Origin of the sequence: Streptomyces sp. NPDC001941 (genome assembly GCF_040296945.1) — a bacterium.
Classification (GTDB): domain Bacteria; phylum Actinomycetota; class Actinomycetes; order Streptomycetales; family Streptomycetaceae; genus Streptomyces.
Window position 1 is genome coordinate 50,214 of record NZ_JBEOYE010000054.1, and the last position, 15,376, is coordinate 65,589.

The 15,376-nt window shown below is 70.5% G+C and carries 14 protein-coding genes; 6 read left to right on the forward strand and 8 right to left on the reverse strand.

Features of this window, described 5'->3' with window-relative positions:
- Nucleotides 1–15: 15 nt before the first annotated feature.
- Nucleotides 16–588, reverse strand: coding sequence for a hypothetical protein (locus tag ABT160_RS30085; RefSeq protein ID WP_351651060.1), 573 nt, complete (start codon nt 586–588; stop codon nt 16–18).
- Between the two features lie 209 nt (nt 589–797).
- On the opposite strand from ABT160_RS30085, the gene ABT160_RS30090 reads away from it, so the two are divergent.
- Both ABT160_RS30090 and ABT160_RS30095 read left to right on the forward strand, forming a co-directional pair.
- Nucleotides 798–956: a hypothetical protein gene (locus tag ABT160_RS30090; protein ID WP_351651061.1), complete on the forward strand. Its 159-nt coding sequence runs from the start codon at nt 798–800 to the stop codon at nt 954–956.
- A 1,058-nt stretch (nt 957–2,014) separates the two neighbouring features.
- Nucleotides 2,015–4,126: a hypothetical protein gene (locus ABT160_RS30095; RefSeq protein ID WP_351651062.1), complete on the forward strand. Its 2,112-nt coding sequence runs from the start codon at nt 2,015–2,017 to the stop codon at nt 4,124–4,126.
- A gap of 457 nt (nt 4,127–4,583) precedes the next feature.
- Here ABT160_RS30095 and ABT160_RS30100 read toward each other — a convergent pair whose 3' ends face one another.
- Both ABT160_RS30100 and ABT160_RS30105 read right to left on the reverse strand, forming a co-directional pair.
- Nucleotides 4,584–5,660 carry a polyprenyl synthetase family protein gene (locus tag ABT160_RS30100; protein WP_351651063.1) on the reverse strand — a complete coding sequence of 359 codons (1,077 nt, stop codon included), beginning with the start codon at nt 5,658–5,660 and terminating at the stop codon, nt 4,584–4,586.
- 495 nt (nt 5,661–6,155) lie between these two features.
- Nucleotides 6,156–6,500: a hypothetical protein gene (locus ABT160_RS30105; RefSeq protein WP_351651064.1), complete on the reverse strand. Its 345-nt coding sequence runs from the start codon at nt 6,498–6,500 to the stop codon at nt 6,156–6,158.
- A gap of 1 nt (nt 6,501) precedes the next feature.
- Here ABT160_RS30105 and ABT160_RS30110 point away from each other — a divergent pair, with 1 nt between their 5' ends.
- Complete coding sequence (locus ABT160_RS30110; RefSeq protein ID WP_351651065.1) at nt 6,502–6,642, forward strand: hypothetical protein; 141 nt, start codon at nt 6,502–6,504, stop codon at nt 6,640–6,642.
- Nucleotides 6,643–6,860: 218 nt separating this feature from the next.
- Entirely contained in the window at nt 6,861–7,067 is a 207-nt protein-coding gene (locus ABT160_RS30115; RefSeq protein WP_351651066.1) for a hypothetical protein, read from the forward strand.
- A 366-nt stretch (nt 7,068–7,433) separates the two neighbouring features.
- On the opposite strand, the gene ABT160_RS30120 is transcribed toward ABT160_RS30115, so the two are convergent.
- From ABT160_RS30120 to ABT160_RS30130, 3 genes are all read right to left on the reverse strand, one after another.
- A complete protein-coding gene (locus ABT160_RS30120) occupies nt 7,434–8,402 on the reverse strand; it encodes a hypothetical protein (protein WP_351651067.1) in 969 nt (322 codons plus the stop codon).
- The gene (locus tag ABT160_RS30125; protein ID WP_351651068.1) at nt 8,399–8,707 is read right to left on the reverse strand and encodes a helicase associated domain-containing protein; all 309 of its coding nucleotides are present in this window, start codon (nt 8,705–8,707) and stop codon (nt 8,399–8,401) included. The genes ABT160_RS30120 and ABT160_RS30125 overlap by 4 nt, the downstream gene beginning before the upstream one ends.
- 565 nt (nt 8,708–9,272) lie before the next feature.
- A complete protein-coding gene (locus ABT160_RS30130) occupies nt 9,273–9,614 on the reverse strand; it encodes a hypothetical protein (protein WP_351651069.1) in 342 nt (113 codons plus the stop codon).
- Nucleotides 9,615–9,958: 344 nt separating this feature from the next.
- Here ABT160_RS30130 and ABT160_RS30135 point away from each other — a divergent pair, with 344 nt between their 5' ends.
- Together ABT160_RS30135 and ABT160_RS30140 are read left to right on the forward strand one after the other, a co-directional pair.
- Nucleotides 9,959–10,240: a glutaredoxin family protein gene (locus ABT160_RS30135; RefSeq protein ID WP_351651070.1), complete on the forward strand. Its 282-nt coding sequence runs from the start codon at nt 9,959–9,961 to the stop codon at nt 10,238–10,240.
- Nucleotides 10,241–10,614: 374 nt separating this feature from the next.
- Nucleotides 10,615–11,661, forward strand: a complete 1,047-nt coding sequence (locus ABT160_RS30140; protein WP_351651071.1) for a pentapeptide repeat-containing protein — start codon at nt 10,615–10,617, stop codon at nt 11,659–11,661.
- Between the two features lie 183 nt (nt 11,662–11,844).
- On the opposite strand, the gene ABT160_RS30145 is transcribed toward ABT160_RS30140, so the two are convergent.
- Both ABT160_RS30145 and ABT160_RS30150 read right to left on the reverse strand, forming a co-directional pair.
- Nucleotides 11,845–12,321: a hypothetical protein gene (locus tag ABT160_RS30145; protein ID WP_351651072.1), complete on the reverse strand. Its 477-nt coding sequence runs from the start codon at nt 12,319–12,321 to the stop codon at nt 11,845–11,847.
- A complete protein-coding gene (locus ABT160_RS30150; RefSeq protein WP_351651074.1) occupies nt 12,318–14,945 on the reverse strand; it encodes a DEAD/DEAH box helicase in 2,628 nt (875 codons plus the stop codon). The genes ABT160_RS30145 and ABT160_RS30150 overlap by 4 nt, the downstream gene beginning before the upstream one ends.
- Nucleotides 14,946–15,376: the final 431 nt, after the last annotated feature.

A 15,376-nucleotide genomic window follows, 5' to 3' on the forward strand; every position in this document is an offset into this window, starting at 1 on the left:
GCCCGCCCGTTGCCCCTACCGGTACCGGGTGGGGCGGACATACGGCCGTTCCACGGCGGCGGGTGCGGCCGGTTCGTACGGTGCGGTCGCGGCCCCGCTGGGGTGGAAGGCGGGGACGCTCACCGTGCCGTCCGTGTCGGCCCGGGCGCGGGCGGCCAGGAGCACCAGGAGGCGTTCGGCGCTCACTCCGGCACCGGCCGCGAGGGACCGGAGGCGCTGGCCGGCTGCTTCCCCGAGGTGGAGGTGGACGGGCAGGCCGTGGTCCTGGTCGCGCTGGTCCTGGCGCCACTGTGCGTGCCGCGCGAGCCAGAAGTGCTTGCGGGTGGCGCGGTCGGCGGCCCACGCGGTGGCGTCCGGGTCGTCGGCGACCCGGTAGACGTCCAGGCCCCGCACGGCCGGCAGGGTAAGGATCCGGTCCCACTCTTCGGCTTTCGCCGCCCGGGCCTCCCGCGCCTCCGGCGAGAGCGGGCCGTCCGCTGCGGCGCCGAACGCCCGCTCCTGCGCGATCGCCTCGCGGATCCTGTCCGCGTCCAGGCCCTCCGCCCTGCTCTGGCACAGCTCGCGCGCTACGTCCTGGGGTGTCCACATCACGACTGCTCCTCCGCCTCGCCCCGGGCCGGTCCCCGGGAGGTATGCCGACAGACAATTACGCAACGTCCCAAACCTGTCAAATACCCATGAAGCAGGTCGAATTGGGGTGCGGCGGTTAGGTTCGTGCCCGCGTACGCGAGGACCCGGCCGTCACCCGGCCGGGCGACGGCCGACGGCGGGCGCGGGCGCGTTGCTACCGTGCGGCCATGTCCACCACGGTCATGGTCACGGTCGAGGTCCCCGCCGGGTCCTGCGCGCTGCTCGCCGACGTCGTGGCGGCCGAAGCCACCCGTGAGCGTGCGTGGCTGGATGAGTGGCGCGCCTCGATCACGGAGTTCGCGCGCTTACGGCTGCTGCCCGCCTGACCGGAGGGCGCCGACCGTGCCGCCCGCCGGGCCGGGCACCTGCGGGAGGTGACGCGGCGGCGCGAGGCGCTGCGCGGCACCCGCGACCTGGTGGTGACCTCAGGCCGTCCGCGACGTCCTGGCGCTGCGGGGGTGGGATTGTGACTGGCCGGTCCCGGACGGCGACGCCTCCGCGCCCGGGCGTCCGGTGGGCACCGGCCAGGGTCGGGTGCACGCCAACGCGGTCCCCGCAGTGGGCGGTCCCGCCGAGACCCTGCCTGTACGGCTGCCCGATGACCCGGCCGACCGCGTGCGCGCTGCCTGCTACTGGACGTCGAAAAGACGCGCGCGAGGCGCTGATCGAGTGGCAGGCAGTCTGGGGCGACGGCCCCCCCGCGCCACCGACGCCCCCGCCGCCGACGCCGAGCCGGGCTTGGTGTCCGGGTTATGGGTTTGCGCCTGCTTGCACGCCCTGAAGCTTCCGATGCGCCTGCTGGGGGTGTTGGTTGACGTCATGCTGGATGGTGAACTGTTGGTCCATGATCTGTGAGAAAGCAATATGTGGCGGAGCTGAGGGTGAGCGCGGCTCCTCCACCCGTCCAGAGAGTCGTTCATGCACCATCGCGCCACTGTGCATGCCGCGGTGGCTCTGCGCCGCTTGAAAGCCAGCTACCCGTGCCGCTACCGAAGCGTGGGAGCCGTCCTCTATGGAAGTCACCTGCCCCGACGCGCACAGCACGGTCAGCAGGGATGTGCTGAAGCCCGTTCCGTTCCCGACTTCAGTACGTGCTGCCCTACTCCGCCGCCCCGCCCCGCCTCGTCGCCGTTCTCGTGGGAGGGACCGCTGAAGTGGGCTGGGTGCAGTACGCGGACCGACACCGACGGCACCTCCGACGGGCTCACCGCCACCCTGTGACCGTCGACGCGTGTGACGGCTGCCTGGCCGCTGAAGGCCGTTCTTGCGCACCGCCGCGGACCAAGCGCGTGCTGCGGGGACCAGTGCCCGAAGCCGTATCCCTGCCCACGACGGTGACCGAGCACCTGCGGCAACTGACCGAACACTCCGTCTGGAGGAACCCGTGAGCAACGCCGACCGGATCAGGATCCTGAGCAGTGGTGGCTACCGGCTGCTCGCTTACGGTGAGCAGGGCTCGCAGCGGCCCTGCGGTCGTGAGGACGCGACGGGCTGGTGTGGGCACTGCCACCCCGGCGAGTATCCCGACGAAGGGGACGTCGTCACGGACTTCGCCCGGGTGCTGTCGGAGCTGGCGACACACGACGGCGCGGGCCATAAGACGGTCATCGACAAGTTTGCCTACGTGGACTATCACACTCTGGTCTCCGCGCTCACCGAGGCCAACGGGGACGTCGAGCACAAGGGAGACAAGGGCGCATATCGTGGCCTTCGGCTCTCGCCGCGTCTCACGCAGACCATCGCCACAGTCGATCGGGTAACTGGGGGCCTGATCGCTGACCTGCTGTCCGTGCCCTGGTCGCAGGTCTCGGCCGTGTTTCATCACCCGGTCGGCATGATCTGCGAGACGATCACGGAGGCGGGTATCCGCACGGAACTGCAATTCCGGCTGGTCTACCGGGACACCAGTGATCCCGCACCAGACGCCATTCCCGGCGGCCCGTACATCACGCCCTTCGCGACCATCGAGTCAATGTCCGGGATCCCAGAGTGGTTCGGATGGAAGACCACGCTCGTGACCGCGACTCCGGAGACCCGGGCGCTGCCCGAGAGCGAGCGGCCGGTCGTAGGGATTCCTTCGAAGGGCCGTTACGACGAACAGTTCAAAGAAGTGATCATGACTGAACTAGGTGTGGACAGGCAGGTCGCGGAGATCCTTTACGCCACTACCGAATGGGGTTCGCCTGCCGGCTGGAGTGCCTATGACGGCATCTGCGGAGACCACCTGCAGGTGATCTCCGGCCTCACGTCGTTGTGCGTGGGCATCGACTTCGCCCAGGAGCCCTACAGCCACCTCCATCCCGGGGCACTGAGGGACCTGGCGGTGGGATCGGTGGCCGCCTATCGCAGGGCTGACGCCGCGTATCTGCGCAGGAGTGTCGGTGTTGCCGCCCAGTCCTTCCTCCGGCGGCACCAGCAGGCGAGGCCAGACGTCGCGGAGGCCCCGCTGACCCCGGAAGAGTATGTGCGCTGCCGCTACCTGGATGGTGGTGTGTACCCGTGGTACACGATCATCGACCAGGCTCGCGCGGGCCGCAAGGGACTTCTACACGGGCGTATCCAGAGGGTTATTGACCAGTGTCCCGGTGCCATTGCGGGCCTGGATCTGGTCATGCGCTTCAACGATGCGACCGATGTATGGAACGACGCCCATGAAGGCGAGAGCTATAACGAGCTGGTTCAGGCGGTACGGTACGGGTACCGAGGCAGTTTTGTACCTGTCACGCGGGCCCTGACAGCGGGCTGCGATGTCTCGTGCGCGTGTGTATGTCCTTACGCCTATCACGCCGAGGCGTCTGACAGCGGCGTCGGGATGGTCGCGTACGTGTGCCTGATTCCCCGTTACAACGCGCTGGCGTCGTACGCGATCTACCAGGAGGCGGTCCCCGACCCGGAGAGCATTGATGCCTTCGTCTGCCGTCCCGTGCCGTCCGACCTCCAGCGGATGATCTTCACGCCGGACTGGCAGATCCAGCCGTGGGTCATCAATGCGACCGGCGACCCTGAGTCTTTCGCCCCACCACCAGGCAGCCAGGGCCGGGCCCCTGAGCAGTGGGCGAACCGGATCGTGGACCTGCGCCGGGACCCGCAAGCCCGGGACAAGATCATGGTGTTCCTGGCACGGGAGTGCGATCAAGCTCCCTCGGCTTACTGCGCGAAGGACACCGTCCGCCACGTCATCAAGACCGCTGCTCCGCTCGCGGGACACGAGCTCCTCGACGACGCAGCCGTACTGGTCGCCAGCATGTGGAACCTCGCCGTGCAGTTGCACCACGGGCAGACCCCACCCGAGGAGGCATCCCGGATGTCGGCCCGGATGTTCCTCCGTATGGACAAGCTTCAGTATGTCGCCGTACGGCGACAGGACAATGCCACCGCGACCGCTGTGCAACGCGCCACCATGGGATATCTGAGCTGCATCATCGAGCTCACTCGTTTCCGGGTCTTCGACCGCATGGTCGCCTACCCGCACATCGCGCGGCAGATCGTTCTCTGAACAGCAGCGGGCCCGCAGACCGGCCCGCTCTTCACATCCAGCCACGCGAACACCGTTCGATTGGCAGACTCCGCCTTGCGCCCCGAAAGGCTCGCCCCACCGCTGTGTCCACGTACCCGGAGCGCAGGCGGTGCGCAGGGTCATCGCCCCGGTATCCGCAGCGATCAGCGGGTCAAGCAGCGCGCCGATCCGGGCCGGGCCGAGTTCCTGTTCCTGCCCCAGGCCGTGGAGGGAGAGTCGGTGCGAGAGGAGCCGAGGCTGGCCCGTTGCACGCCGGGGCCGCGCGCCCCGACCTCAGCGGTCAGACTGGCAGAGGAGCCCTGGACGAGGGGGCTCGGGAGACGACGACGTCATCGTTGAATGTCCCTTCCGGCCAGAGAGGATCCTTCACCTCTGCTCAAGGCGCCAGGTGATGGCAGCCCGGGCCACAGACTCGAACCGGCGGGTCTGGCGTTGCTCATGCCGTCCTCCGTGTTGCGGAATCGGCGAGGGAGCGCAGCAGTTCGACTGCGGCCGGATGCAGAGGGCTGGCATGGGCGAGCTGGTGCAGGACACGCCGACGGCGTTCTTCGATCATGTCCTCGACCTGGCGGCGGGCTCCGCAGGCGGTGAGGATCTGCCGGATCTGCTCGGCCTGGACGTCCTCAAGGTCGGCGCGGCCCAGGAGCTCATCCAGGCGGCGGCGCTCGGCGGGCGCGGCGGCACGCTGGGCCAAGGCGATCAGCACAGTCGGCTTGCCCTCGCGCAAGTCGTCCAGACGCGACTTGCCTGTCACCGTCGGGTCACCGAACACCCCTAGCAGGTCATCACGCAACTGGAAGGCCTCGCCCAGAGGCAGGGCGTAGGCGGTGAGCTCCTCCAGCAGCGACGGTCCGGCGCCCGCGAGGACCGCCCCCAGATGCAGGGGCCGCTCCACGGTGTACTTGGCGGTCTTGTACCGGATGACGACCAGCGCGGTCTCCACACAGGCCTGGGCATCGCCGGCGGTGGCCACGTCCAGGTACTGCCCGCCCACGATCTCTGCGCGCATGGCGTCTACCACCGGGCGCACGGCAGCCAGTTGGTCCGGGGTCAGCCCGGAGGTGTGCAGGATGGTGTCCGACCACACCAGAGCCAGATCACCCATCAGCAGCGCCCGTCCGATCCCGTCGCGCTGCTCAGCCTCGCTGGGTTCGCGGCCGGGACCGCCGGGGGCCAGCGCGCGGTGCAGGGTGGGCCCTCCGCGCCGGGTGTCGGAGGCATCCAGGATGTCGTCGTGGATGAGGGCGAAGGCGTGGAAGAGCTCCAGCGACGCGGCCGCCCGCAGCACCGGCAGCGGCGGTGGATGCCCGGCGACGGCAAGGTGACCCACGCAGCACATCAGCGGCCGCAGCCTTTTGCCGCCCCGCAGCACGAAGGCACGCAGGGCGCCCACCGCCTGCTCCAGACGCGAATCGCTGTAGTGGGGCCGTGTCAGGAAGGTGTGCAGGATCTTCTCCACGCTGACGCGGATGTCCGCGGCAGACAACGGGGTAGCGGCGGGGGGAGCGGTCATGGGGCGTTCTCCGTCCGAAGGGGTACCGCGAAGAGAGCGCACCGCCGGGTGCGCCCTGGCCTGTAGATCAGCCTCTGAGAGGGGAAGCCCGGCATGGGGGATGCCGATAACCCGACGCCACATGGAGGTGGGCTCAACCAGCCCAGGCTCCCATTGACACGCGTACTACCGCATACCCGCGCCATCGCAGGCCAGCGTCGGAGCGCCGAGCAGCAGAGGGACGCGAACACTGAGGGCATGCGCGCTTCCTGGGGGAACTCCGGCCAGGGGAGCGCGTAATGAGCAGTTGCAGCGGCCTCATGCGCCCGGGTTCCGGGCAACCTCCCCACGGAAGATGAGCCGCTCAGACCATCTGTGTCCCTACCGGAACCACACCATGCAGGCTCCCGGCAGGCGCATGAAGCGCAACCGGCGCAGGCCAGGGAAACGAGCGCCCCACGGACAGGACAGCCCCCCGCGGCTGCGCCGCAGCCCGTGCTCGGCGGTTGTTCTCCGTCAGCGGTGCCGGGCGGCCTGCTGGGTTATCCGGCGGGCTACTGCCGGTTCGTTGGGGATGTAGGGGCGGATGGCGAGTAGCCCGATAAGAGTGTCGTCGGGTGGCCCGGGCGGGAGGAGGCCGAGGTCCTGGCCGAGGCCGTCGGTCCAGTGCCCGCCGGGTCCGGGGCGGCCGTGGAGTTGGCGTAGGACGGGTTCGGTGGCGAGGTAGAGGACTCGGCGGTGGGCGTGTTGGTAGGCGCGCAGGATCCGGCGGAGCGCGGCGGGGGCCTTAGGGGTGAGCACCAGCTGCGCCGCCGCCTGATCAAGCGCCTCGCCGGAGCCCTGGCGACCTGGGAGAACCACCGTGGCGACCTGCACCACCTGCGCCGGACAGGGAACGATCACCACCAGCGGCCACACCGTTGACTGCACCGCCTGCGCCGGCAGCGGCACCGTCAACGCCCCCGCCGACAACCCCGACGACCAGAACAACGGCCACCACTGACCCCACCCGCCCCACCACCCACGCAGGGCGGATGGGATCCCGCCCCTCCGGAGCCCGCAAGACGCCGCGCCACCGCGCCCCCGCCCCCTCCTCTTCCGGCCACCCCTGGGCGCATCCGCGAGCCGCCCGCCTCGGGAATGAGCTGGAATAGAGCCATGACGCCGCCGGGAACGGTCCGTACCGGCCGGCAGGACACCGTACGAACAAGGGGCGCGAGGATGAGCAGGCCGGGGAAGCTGACACCCGCACAGTGGGAGGACTTCCGGACCGCCTACGCCCAGGGCCGGCCCGTCACCTGCCCGCAGTGCGGCACCGGCGGCGACGCCGAGCTGCATCCGGGCCGCCGCGCCGTCCACTACCCCTGCGGCCACCAGCGCGCCCTGCCCGACGACACCGACACCCACTCGCGCAACCCCACGCCGTAGGCCGCTGCCGCAGACCGTGCACCGCGTGCGAGCCCCAAGGGAAGCCCGTCGTTGTGCGCTGAGCCTGGGCGGCCCGGCGGCGGGTGCTGTTGGCGAGCCCCCGCCCCAGCCGGATCGCCACCACGCTCTCACCTCCGCCGACGCTCCCTGATCCGCCAACGGGCGCGCCCCCGTTGCCACGTCGCCGCCGGGCGCCTGGTGAACCACCTCCGCCGCGGCCTACCGCCCCGACCGCCAGGAGGGCCAGGCGCAGGTGCTGGAGCTGTGGTGTGAGAGCGCGGGCACGACCGTCCAGCTCGCCCGCATCGCCGACCCGTTCGGTCTGACCGTCCGCTTTGGCGGCGGCTTCGACCGCTTTCCTTCTGCTCACGCCGATCGTGGCTCGATGAGCCAGGTGCCGGTGACGGGGCTCTTGGCCCGGTACGGATCCGCGAGCATCTCGCGCACAGCTTGTCCGGCCCGCCATTGTGCCGCTGTCCGGCTCGGGGCGTGCCCGGCCCGGTACGGCACGACGGCGCCGTCACCGTCCTGCCAGTCCAGGCGCCACTGCCACAGCCCCAGCTGATGAGCCTGGGCGAACAGCGCCCTGCCCTCGAACTCCTGGGCGTTGAGCCGGGACCACACCAGCAGATCCGTGCCCGGCACGGGAACCCGCACCCCCGCGCACAGATGCCCGCTCCCTGCGGCCTGCCACAACAACGGCGCCGGGAGCGTTCCGGCGGCCGCGAGTTCGGCCGCGTACCCGACCAGGGCCGCCACGTCCCACGTCAGCGCCAGCACCAGCGCGGCCCGCTGCACAGGCGGCCAGCCACCCGGCTCGTCGAGCACCAGCACGTCCACCGCGTCTGCGGCCCGCGCCTCGTTCAGCAGCATCTCCTGCTCGAACGCCGCCACCGACTGCGCACGGAACTCCCGGCCCCCGGCCGCGGCCTCCTCGACCTGCTCCAGCGCCACAGCGACCATGCCCTGCTCCACCGACAGCCCGAGGGCCACCTCGCGCAACTCCTCGGGCGCCAGTCCTTTCAGCAGTCCCTCCACGTGCTCCAGCACGGCCTCGTTCGCGGCCCCCAGCTCGGGCAGCGTCACATGCGGCGACGGCACCTGGCCCCAGACGTGGGCGGCCGACCACAGCTCCTCGAACTCAGCGACGTCCTCCACCCCCTCCAGTTCCTCGGCGAAGCCCAGCGCCCCCTCCACCACCGCCAGCGTCACCGCACTGTGCCCGGCCCCGAGATGACCGGTGTACCGGCACAACGCCGCAGCCCGCCCCTCCACCGGCCCCAGCACCAGCCCCGCACCACTGAACCGGCCCACCCGCTCCGCCTCCCTGCTCACGCCGCGCCGCCCGCCCACGGCACGCCCAACGCCGCCAGATCAGCACGCCGCTGCTCGCTGAGCTTGGCGGCCCGACGACGGGTGTTGTCCAGCCACTGGCCCAGCTTGATGGCGACCAGGTCGTCAGCTCCGCCTGCTTCCCCGGGTACGTCTCCGCCCGCGCCGTCAGCGCCGTCCCGCACGTGTTCGACGTGCTTGCGCGGCACCTTCAGATGCCCCTCGCGCGCGTGGAACTGCCGGGCCGCGGCCACATTCCGCGCCCACCCCGCCTCCGGCCCCCGCACCACCCCCACCGGCTCTTCCACGGGCCCGGCGGGCGCCAGGCCGAGGAAGGTCTCCAGCAGGTACTGCTGCGCCCGCTGCAGGCCGGGGCCCAGGCGGGAGTGCGAAAACCAGCCTCATCCCCCTTCGCAGCGAACTGGTCGCGGTGATGGGCGGACGTGGCGTGGCGGGAGTGGGAGGCTGGGGGTGGTCCCTTCCGGTTGCCGCTGTCCTAACCGGCGGCAACCGGAAGGGGATGCGCGAGGACGGGGTGGCTCCCCATGTGCCCGGCGTCCTCGCGCGAGATGCTCTCCCCAGCGTGGCGGGCGGGGCCGCGGGAGGCCACGCCGGTCAGCCACGCGCACGGGAGAGCGGAGGCTGGGGCCGCGTTGTCGGCGATGCGGCTCCAGCCGGTCTCGGGCATGCACGGCTCGGGGACCGGGAGCCTCAACGAAGGTCCGGGCGTCACCGCCCGGCACCTCTACGTTCATTCACCAGGGTAGAGCGCCCGCAAGCGCTTCACAGCCGGAATTCCCGTAAAACACACCCCGACCCGTCACCCGGGAGCCGACCCAGGGCGGCCATCTCCCCGGGGCAGGCCGGGCAGAGTCAGGACTGCCTGTCCAGGAACGCGCCCACAGCGTCACGGACGTCTTCGGGGGCTTTGTGCCAGTCCCCGGCCGCCAGCGCGACACCCATCAGCGCCTGCCAAAAGGTCCTCACCGCGACGTCGCTGACCTTCTCCCGGCCCAGCTCATACAGCAGCGAACGGCACGCACTCTCCGCGGTCTGCTCCATCCCGCGCGAGACACTGACCGCACTCGAGGCCCGCAGCCGCTCCTGGAAGGCGTCACCCACGGGTGCCACGTCCCGCAGCTGCGCGCACTGCTGTCGAACCCAGTCCGTGACCGCCTGAACGGTCTCGGCGGACGGCACCCCCTGCGCTGCCATAACCGAGAGCCTATCCACCACCCGCCCGGCCAACGCCGCATCCAGACGACTTGGCGCATTCCCCACGGTTTGTCAGTGCGGCAGTGCGGGGCGGCCGACGGTGGTTGCTTCGGCGCTGACACCGTGCTGTCGCTGGAGGCGTCAACTGGTCTGTCGTCTCACACGTCCCGCTGGAGGACCCCGGTCTGTCGTATCTGTGACCGACGCCGCGCAGCCTGCCCGGGCCGGGCCCCGCTTTCGGTGAAGGCTGTGCCGGGGAGTGGGTTTTCCGAAGTCGCACCCGCCGGCATTCGCGTCGTGATGTGATCCGCAGGACCGAAGATGATCACGAGAAAGGCCCCGGCATGTCCAGCATCGTCGTCTACTCCAGCAGCGCTACGAGCTCTCTGAAGATCAAGAAGGACATCGAGGGCACGAAGAGGCTGCTCGACAGCAAGCAGCTCGCCTACGAGGAGCGCGACATGGCCCAGCTCGACAAGGCGGACCGCGACCAGGTCTACGAGGTGGCCGGCACGCGCACCATCCCCCTGGTCTTCGTCGACGGCCGGTACGTCGGCGACTACGACGAGCTGCAGTACCGCGAGGAGACGGAGACCCTCGACGCCATCCTCCGCGGACAGTTTTGAGTTCCGGCCACAGGCCCACCGCCGAAAGAAGAGGCGGGTCAGACAGCGTCGGAGGGCGGCCCGGACCCGGGCGGCCCTGACCGGCCAGCCCGACCCGCACTCTGCACGAGCGGGCGGCTCCGGACCACGACGCACGCGGGTGGTAGCTCCGGAGCTGATACGGGCCTACGCCCCCGATGACGGGGTGTGGGTGTGGCGCGGGGACTACCCCTGACCTGACACCCCGGGTGGGGAACCGGCCGCCGTGGTGGCCGAACTCCCGGCGCGCGCAGGCGGGTTGGGGGCATGGTCGGGGAATGAATCTTCCTTCCCTTCCGGATGCGGTGCGGCATCCGAGGCGTATCCGGCAGCGACGCCGGGACGAGTTCGCGCAGTTGACCGGTCTTCAACAGCGTCGCGAGCTGGCGCGACGGGCGGCCTTGTGGCGGCGCCGGGGCCTGGTGGCGGGCGTAGCGGCGGGCGGACTGTTCCTCGTCATCGGGCTGCCGCTGCTGATCTGGCAGGGGCCGCACTGGTTCGACGGCAAGTACCTGGACGACGCCGAACTCCGCAAAGGCTCCGCCGCCCTGGTCACCGGGCTGCGCACGTCGCTGGTGGCGCTGGTGGCCGCACTCGGCGCCGGGGTCGCGCTGCTCTACACCGCCCGCACCTACCGATTGACCCGGCGCGGGCAGATCACCGACCGGTTCACCAAGGCCCTGGAACGGCTCGGCTCCCCGGAGGTCTACGTACGGATCGGCGGGATCCTCGCCCTGGAGCAGATCGTCCAGGACGCCCCCGAGCAGGCCGCCACCGACGCCGCCCGGGTACTGGGCCACTTCATCCGAGCCCAGGCCCCCCGGGCGCGCTCGGTGGCGATCGGGCCTCTGCCGGAAGACGAGCCCGATCCGGTGCGGCCCGAGGAGCTGGCCGCGGACGTCCAGGCCGCGCTCACCGCCCTGACCCGGGCCGCGTCCCGCACCCACGTCGACCACCGCGAACACCTCGACCTGTCCGGGCTCCACCTGGCCGGAGCCAACCTGGCAGGCGCCGACCTCACCGCCGCCGACTTGGGAGGTGCGACGCTGACGGGCGCCTACCTGGGGGGTGCGACGCTGATGGACGCCTACCTGGTGGTTGCGACGCTGACGGGCGCCAACCTGGTGGTTGCGACGCTGATGGACGCCGACTTGGGGGGTGCGACGCTGACGGGCGCCTACCTGGAGGGTGCGACGCTGACGGGCGCCTACCTGGAGGGTGCGACGCTGACGGGCGCCAACCTGGAGGGTGCGACGCTGACGGGCGCCTACCTGGAGGGTGCGACGCTGACGAGTGCACGCGGGGTGTCCGTGGGGGAGGTCCTGGCCGCTCACGTGGACGCGGAGACGGTTCTGCCCGCGTGGTTCTATCCCTCGGTGGGCCCGGTCGCGGCGGGGGAGTGAGCGGTCGGCGTGCGGGCCGGGACCCTGGGCGCCAGCGCAGAGCGCTGCACCTGCACCGTCCCCCACCTCCCCGACCGGGTAGAGGACCGGGCCAGGGAACGCCTCCGCCGACAACCCCGACGACCAGAACAACGGCCACCACTGACCCCACCCGCCCCACCACCCACGCACGGCCCACACCCGCTACACCGCCCCACCCCACCCGTGGTCGGCGTCCTCCAGCCACCGCAGGTCCAGCCCCTCGCTCTGCCACCAAGCGCGCAGCCTGAACCGGCTGCCGACCCCGGACAGTCGCTCCAGGATCAGCAGGCTGACGGGGTAGCCGAACACCTCGTACCGGCCCGAGCCCGCGATCGCGGAGGCGGGCCCGTAGTCGGTGAACAGCCGCCCCAGCCGCTCCTCGTGCCGGGCGGTGAAGGCTTCCAGTACCGCCGCGTACCCGGCCCGCTCCGAGGGATGAACCGACGCCCACAGCACCGGCAGCAACTGCTCGTCCAGCCGGTCCTCACCCCGCCCTTCCCACCGGGCACGGTCGACAGGGTTGAGGAAGACGTGCGCAGCCATGGCCACCGCCCACGCGTCCCACGCCGCCCCGGTCCGTACCTCCAGCACCGCCCGCGCCATGGCGCCGTCCCCCTCCTCCGACTCCCACCTGCTCATGCCGCGCCTTCCGTCCACGGCACGCCCAACGCCGCCAGATCAGCACGCCGCTGCTCGCTCAACCTCGCCGCCCGACGGCGGGTGTTGTCCAGCCACTGCCCCAGCCGGATGGCCACCACGCCCTCAGCACCGCCTCCTTCCCCGTCCCCGGGCCCGCCCGCGTCGGCCCCGCTGCCGACAAGATGCTCGACGTGCTTGCGGGGCACCTTCAGGTGCCCCTCGCGCGCGTGGAACTGCCGGGCTGCGGCGAGGTTCCGCGCCCAAGCTGCCTCCGGCCCCCGCAACACCCCCACCGGCGCCTCCACAGGCCCGGCGGGCGCCAGGCCGAGGAAGGTCTCCAGGAGGTACTGCTGCGCCCGCACAAGCCGGTCCCAGCCGGTCTGCTGCGCCTTGACCCACCGTCCGAGGTCCACGCCCTGGACCAGCACTTCACCCGCGGCCATCGGGAGGCTGCCGCCCGCGGCGAGCCGGTTCTGGACCAGCCGGAAAGAGCGCTGCCAGGCCACCGACCACACCGGACACCACCCCGCATCCACCTCCTCCAGCGCCTTCCACCGGGCCGCCGTCATCGAGCCGGCCAGCCACACCGCCTCACCCTCAACCCCGGAAGCGATGTTCGCCAGACACTCCCGCCCGACCGCCCGCATGTTCTTTGCCCAGGTCCCGATGGGGTGACCGTGCCACACCGCTGCCGCAGGTGGCAGGAAGTGCCCGTGTACGGCCGCCCACGCCCGCGCGACAGCCAGACCCTCCTCGAAGGCGAGCTCCTGGTGACTCCACACCATCCCCAGCCGATCCAACTGCTCCACCCGCTGCCGGGAGAGTTCACCGGCGTTGTAGTACTTGCGCTGATCAGCCAGCCACACCCCCAACGGAAACCCCGGATGCGCCCAATGAGCAGGAGCGACGAAGTCGTACGGCACCTTCAACGCCGCCCCCGCATGCTCCTCCACCCACCGGGCCGCAGCCTCCAGACCACGCACCCAGTACGCCTTCTCCGGCTCGATCACCCGCAACTGAACGAACCGCGCCAACAACGCCGGATCACGCGGCGTGGAGAACTCCAACAACCCCGCCGCCCGGTCGCTCACCCGCTCTCCAGCGTCCTCGCTGTCCGCGTCATCACCCAGCCCATCGAACGCCTCCTCGTCGCCGGCAGGCCCATCCAGCGCCGTGTCGTCGACAGGCCCGTCCAGACCTCTGTCGTCGACGGCCAGGTCCTCATCCTCCCCGTCCCAACTCCCGCTGCGCACACGGGGATCAGCGAGCGCCTCGATCGTCTCCGCATCGTGCGCACGCAGCGCCCCTAGGATCTTCGCCAAGGTCCCGAACGAGTCCGACGCCAGCATATCCCCGGGCTCCTCACCCTCTTTCAGGAATACCGGAACGATCAGCGACGCCATTTTCGCCTCACCAGGCTTCATACGAAGGGCGCGCCCGACCATTTGCACAATATCGACCATCGACCCCCGCGCATCACAAAAAGCAACGGAATCACAATTCGCCGTATCGACGCCTTCACCGAGCACACGAACGGAACTCAAGAGCCGCAGTACGGCCGGTTCGGGCTGACTCCCGTCCTCGAACTCGATCACGTCGGAGGCGAACTCCTCCAGCGTCGCCCGGCGCCGGCCGGGGGCATGCTGGCCGTACAGCCAGTCCGCCCACACCCGCCGCGGATCCGGGAACCGGTCCGGGTCCTCCTCGTGGAGCCGGGCGGCGACGTCGCCCTGGCCCACGGCTATCGCCTCCGCCTCACCGGTCCGCGAGTGGAAGGTCAGCACCTTCCGCAGGCCCTTGTCGGCGGCTGCCGTCTGCACACCCGTCTGCAACGCCGCCAACCTGGACCCACGCACGGCATCCGAGCCCTGGACGTCGGTGGACAGGGTCTTCTGCAATTCGGGGTCACGGATATCCAGGCAAATCACCCGGTACGGCGCGATCAGCCCCCGCCGAATGCACTCCGACAACGAGATCTCGTACGCCACCGGCCCGAAGATCTCCGACCCCTCCGGGTCCATGCTCGCCACCAACCGACCCGCGCCCTCACCGGAATCCGGGGCCTCCCAGATCCGCGGCGTCGCCGTCATGTACAACCGACGGACTGCAGGAACGCGCGCCTGGTCATGGATGAACGCCCACGGCTTCGAACCATCACCACTCGAGCGGTGCGCCTCATCGATCACGACCAGGTCCCACGCGGGAAGTCCTGCCTTGTGGGCAGTCTCCAGCTTCCCCAAGCCCAGCGAGTGGTACGTGGTGAACACCGTGACTGGGCCCGTCAGTCCGTCGAGCCAGGACACCAGCTCACGCGGGTCGGTCGTACACGGGATACCGCGCGCGTCCTTGGCCTCGATCGCAGCCAGGCCGACCATCGCCCCCGACCGGCCGCCGGCCCGCCACGCGGCGGTCATCTGCAGCAGCAGGTCACGCGACGGCACCACCACCAACACCCGCCGGGCGCCCAACTGCTGAGCGGAGGCCACCCCGATCAGGGTCTTGCCCGAGCCGGTCGCGGCAATCACCTGACACCGAAGCCCCTGCACGGGAATGCCACCAGGCGGCTCCTGCAAGGCCCGCATCACCCCGTCAACGGCTTCCACCTGATGAGGCCACAGCGGCATTACCGACACCAAAACCCACCCTTTCCCGACCGGCCCGAGGCACCGGATCTGGCGCACACCAGGGGATACCCAGTGAGGCCAGGATTCATCCGGTGGGGCGGATGACGCACGATACGACCCGGAAATACGAAGCCCTGCCGAAAGCCTGAACCGGCCAATCTGGGACTAGCCTGCCAGCCCTTAACCTATCCGATCAAAGTAGTGTGACGCACACTTTGGGAAGAGCCGCCCCGAAGTGGCCGACCGTGCCACACTGGGGCCTGCCCGCGACCGAACTCGCCAGCCCACACCCAGGTTTGACGGACCGTCACCACCCCAGCAGACCCCTCTCCTAGCCAGCCTCAGGCGGGCGCGGAGCGCACGCCGTCCGTCCAGTTCGCGGAGCGAACTGGACCCTTCAGGGCCGTCAGGCCCTGAAGGCCGGGCCACGG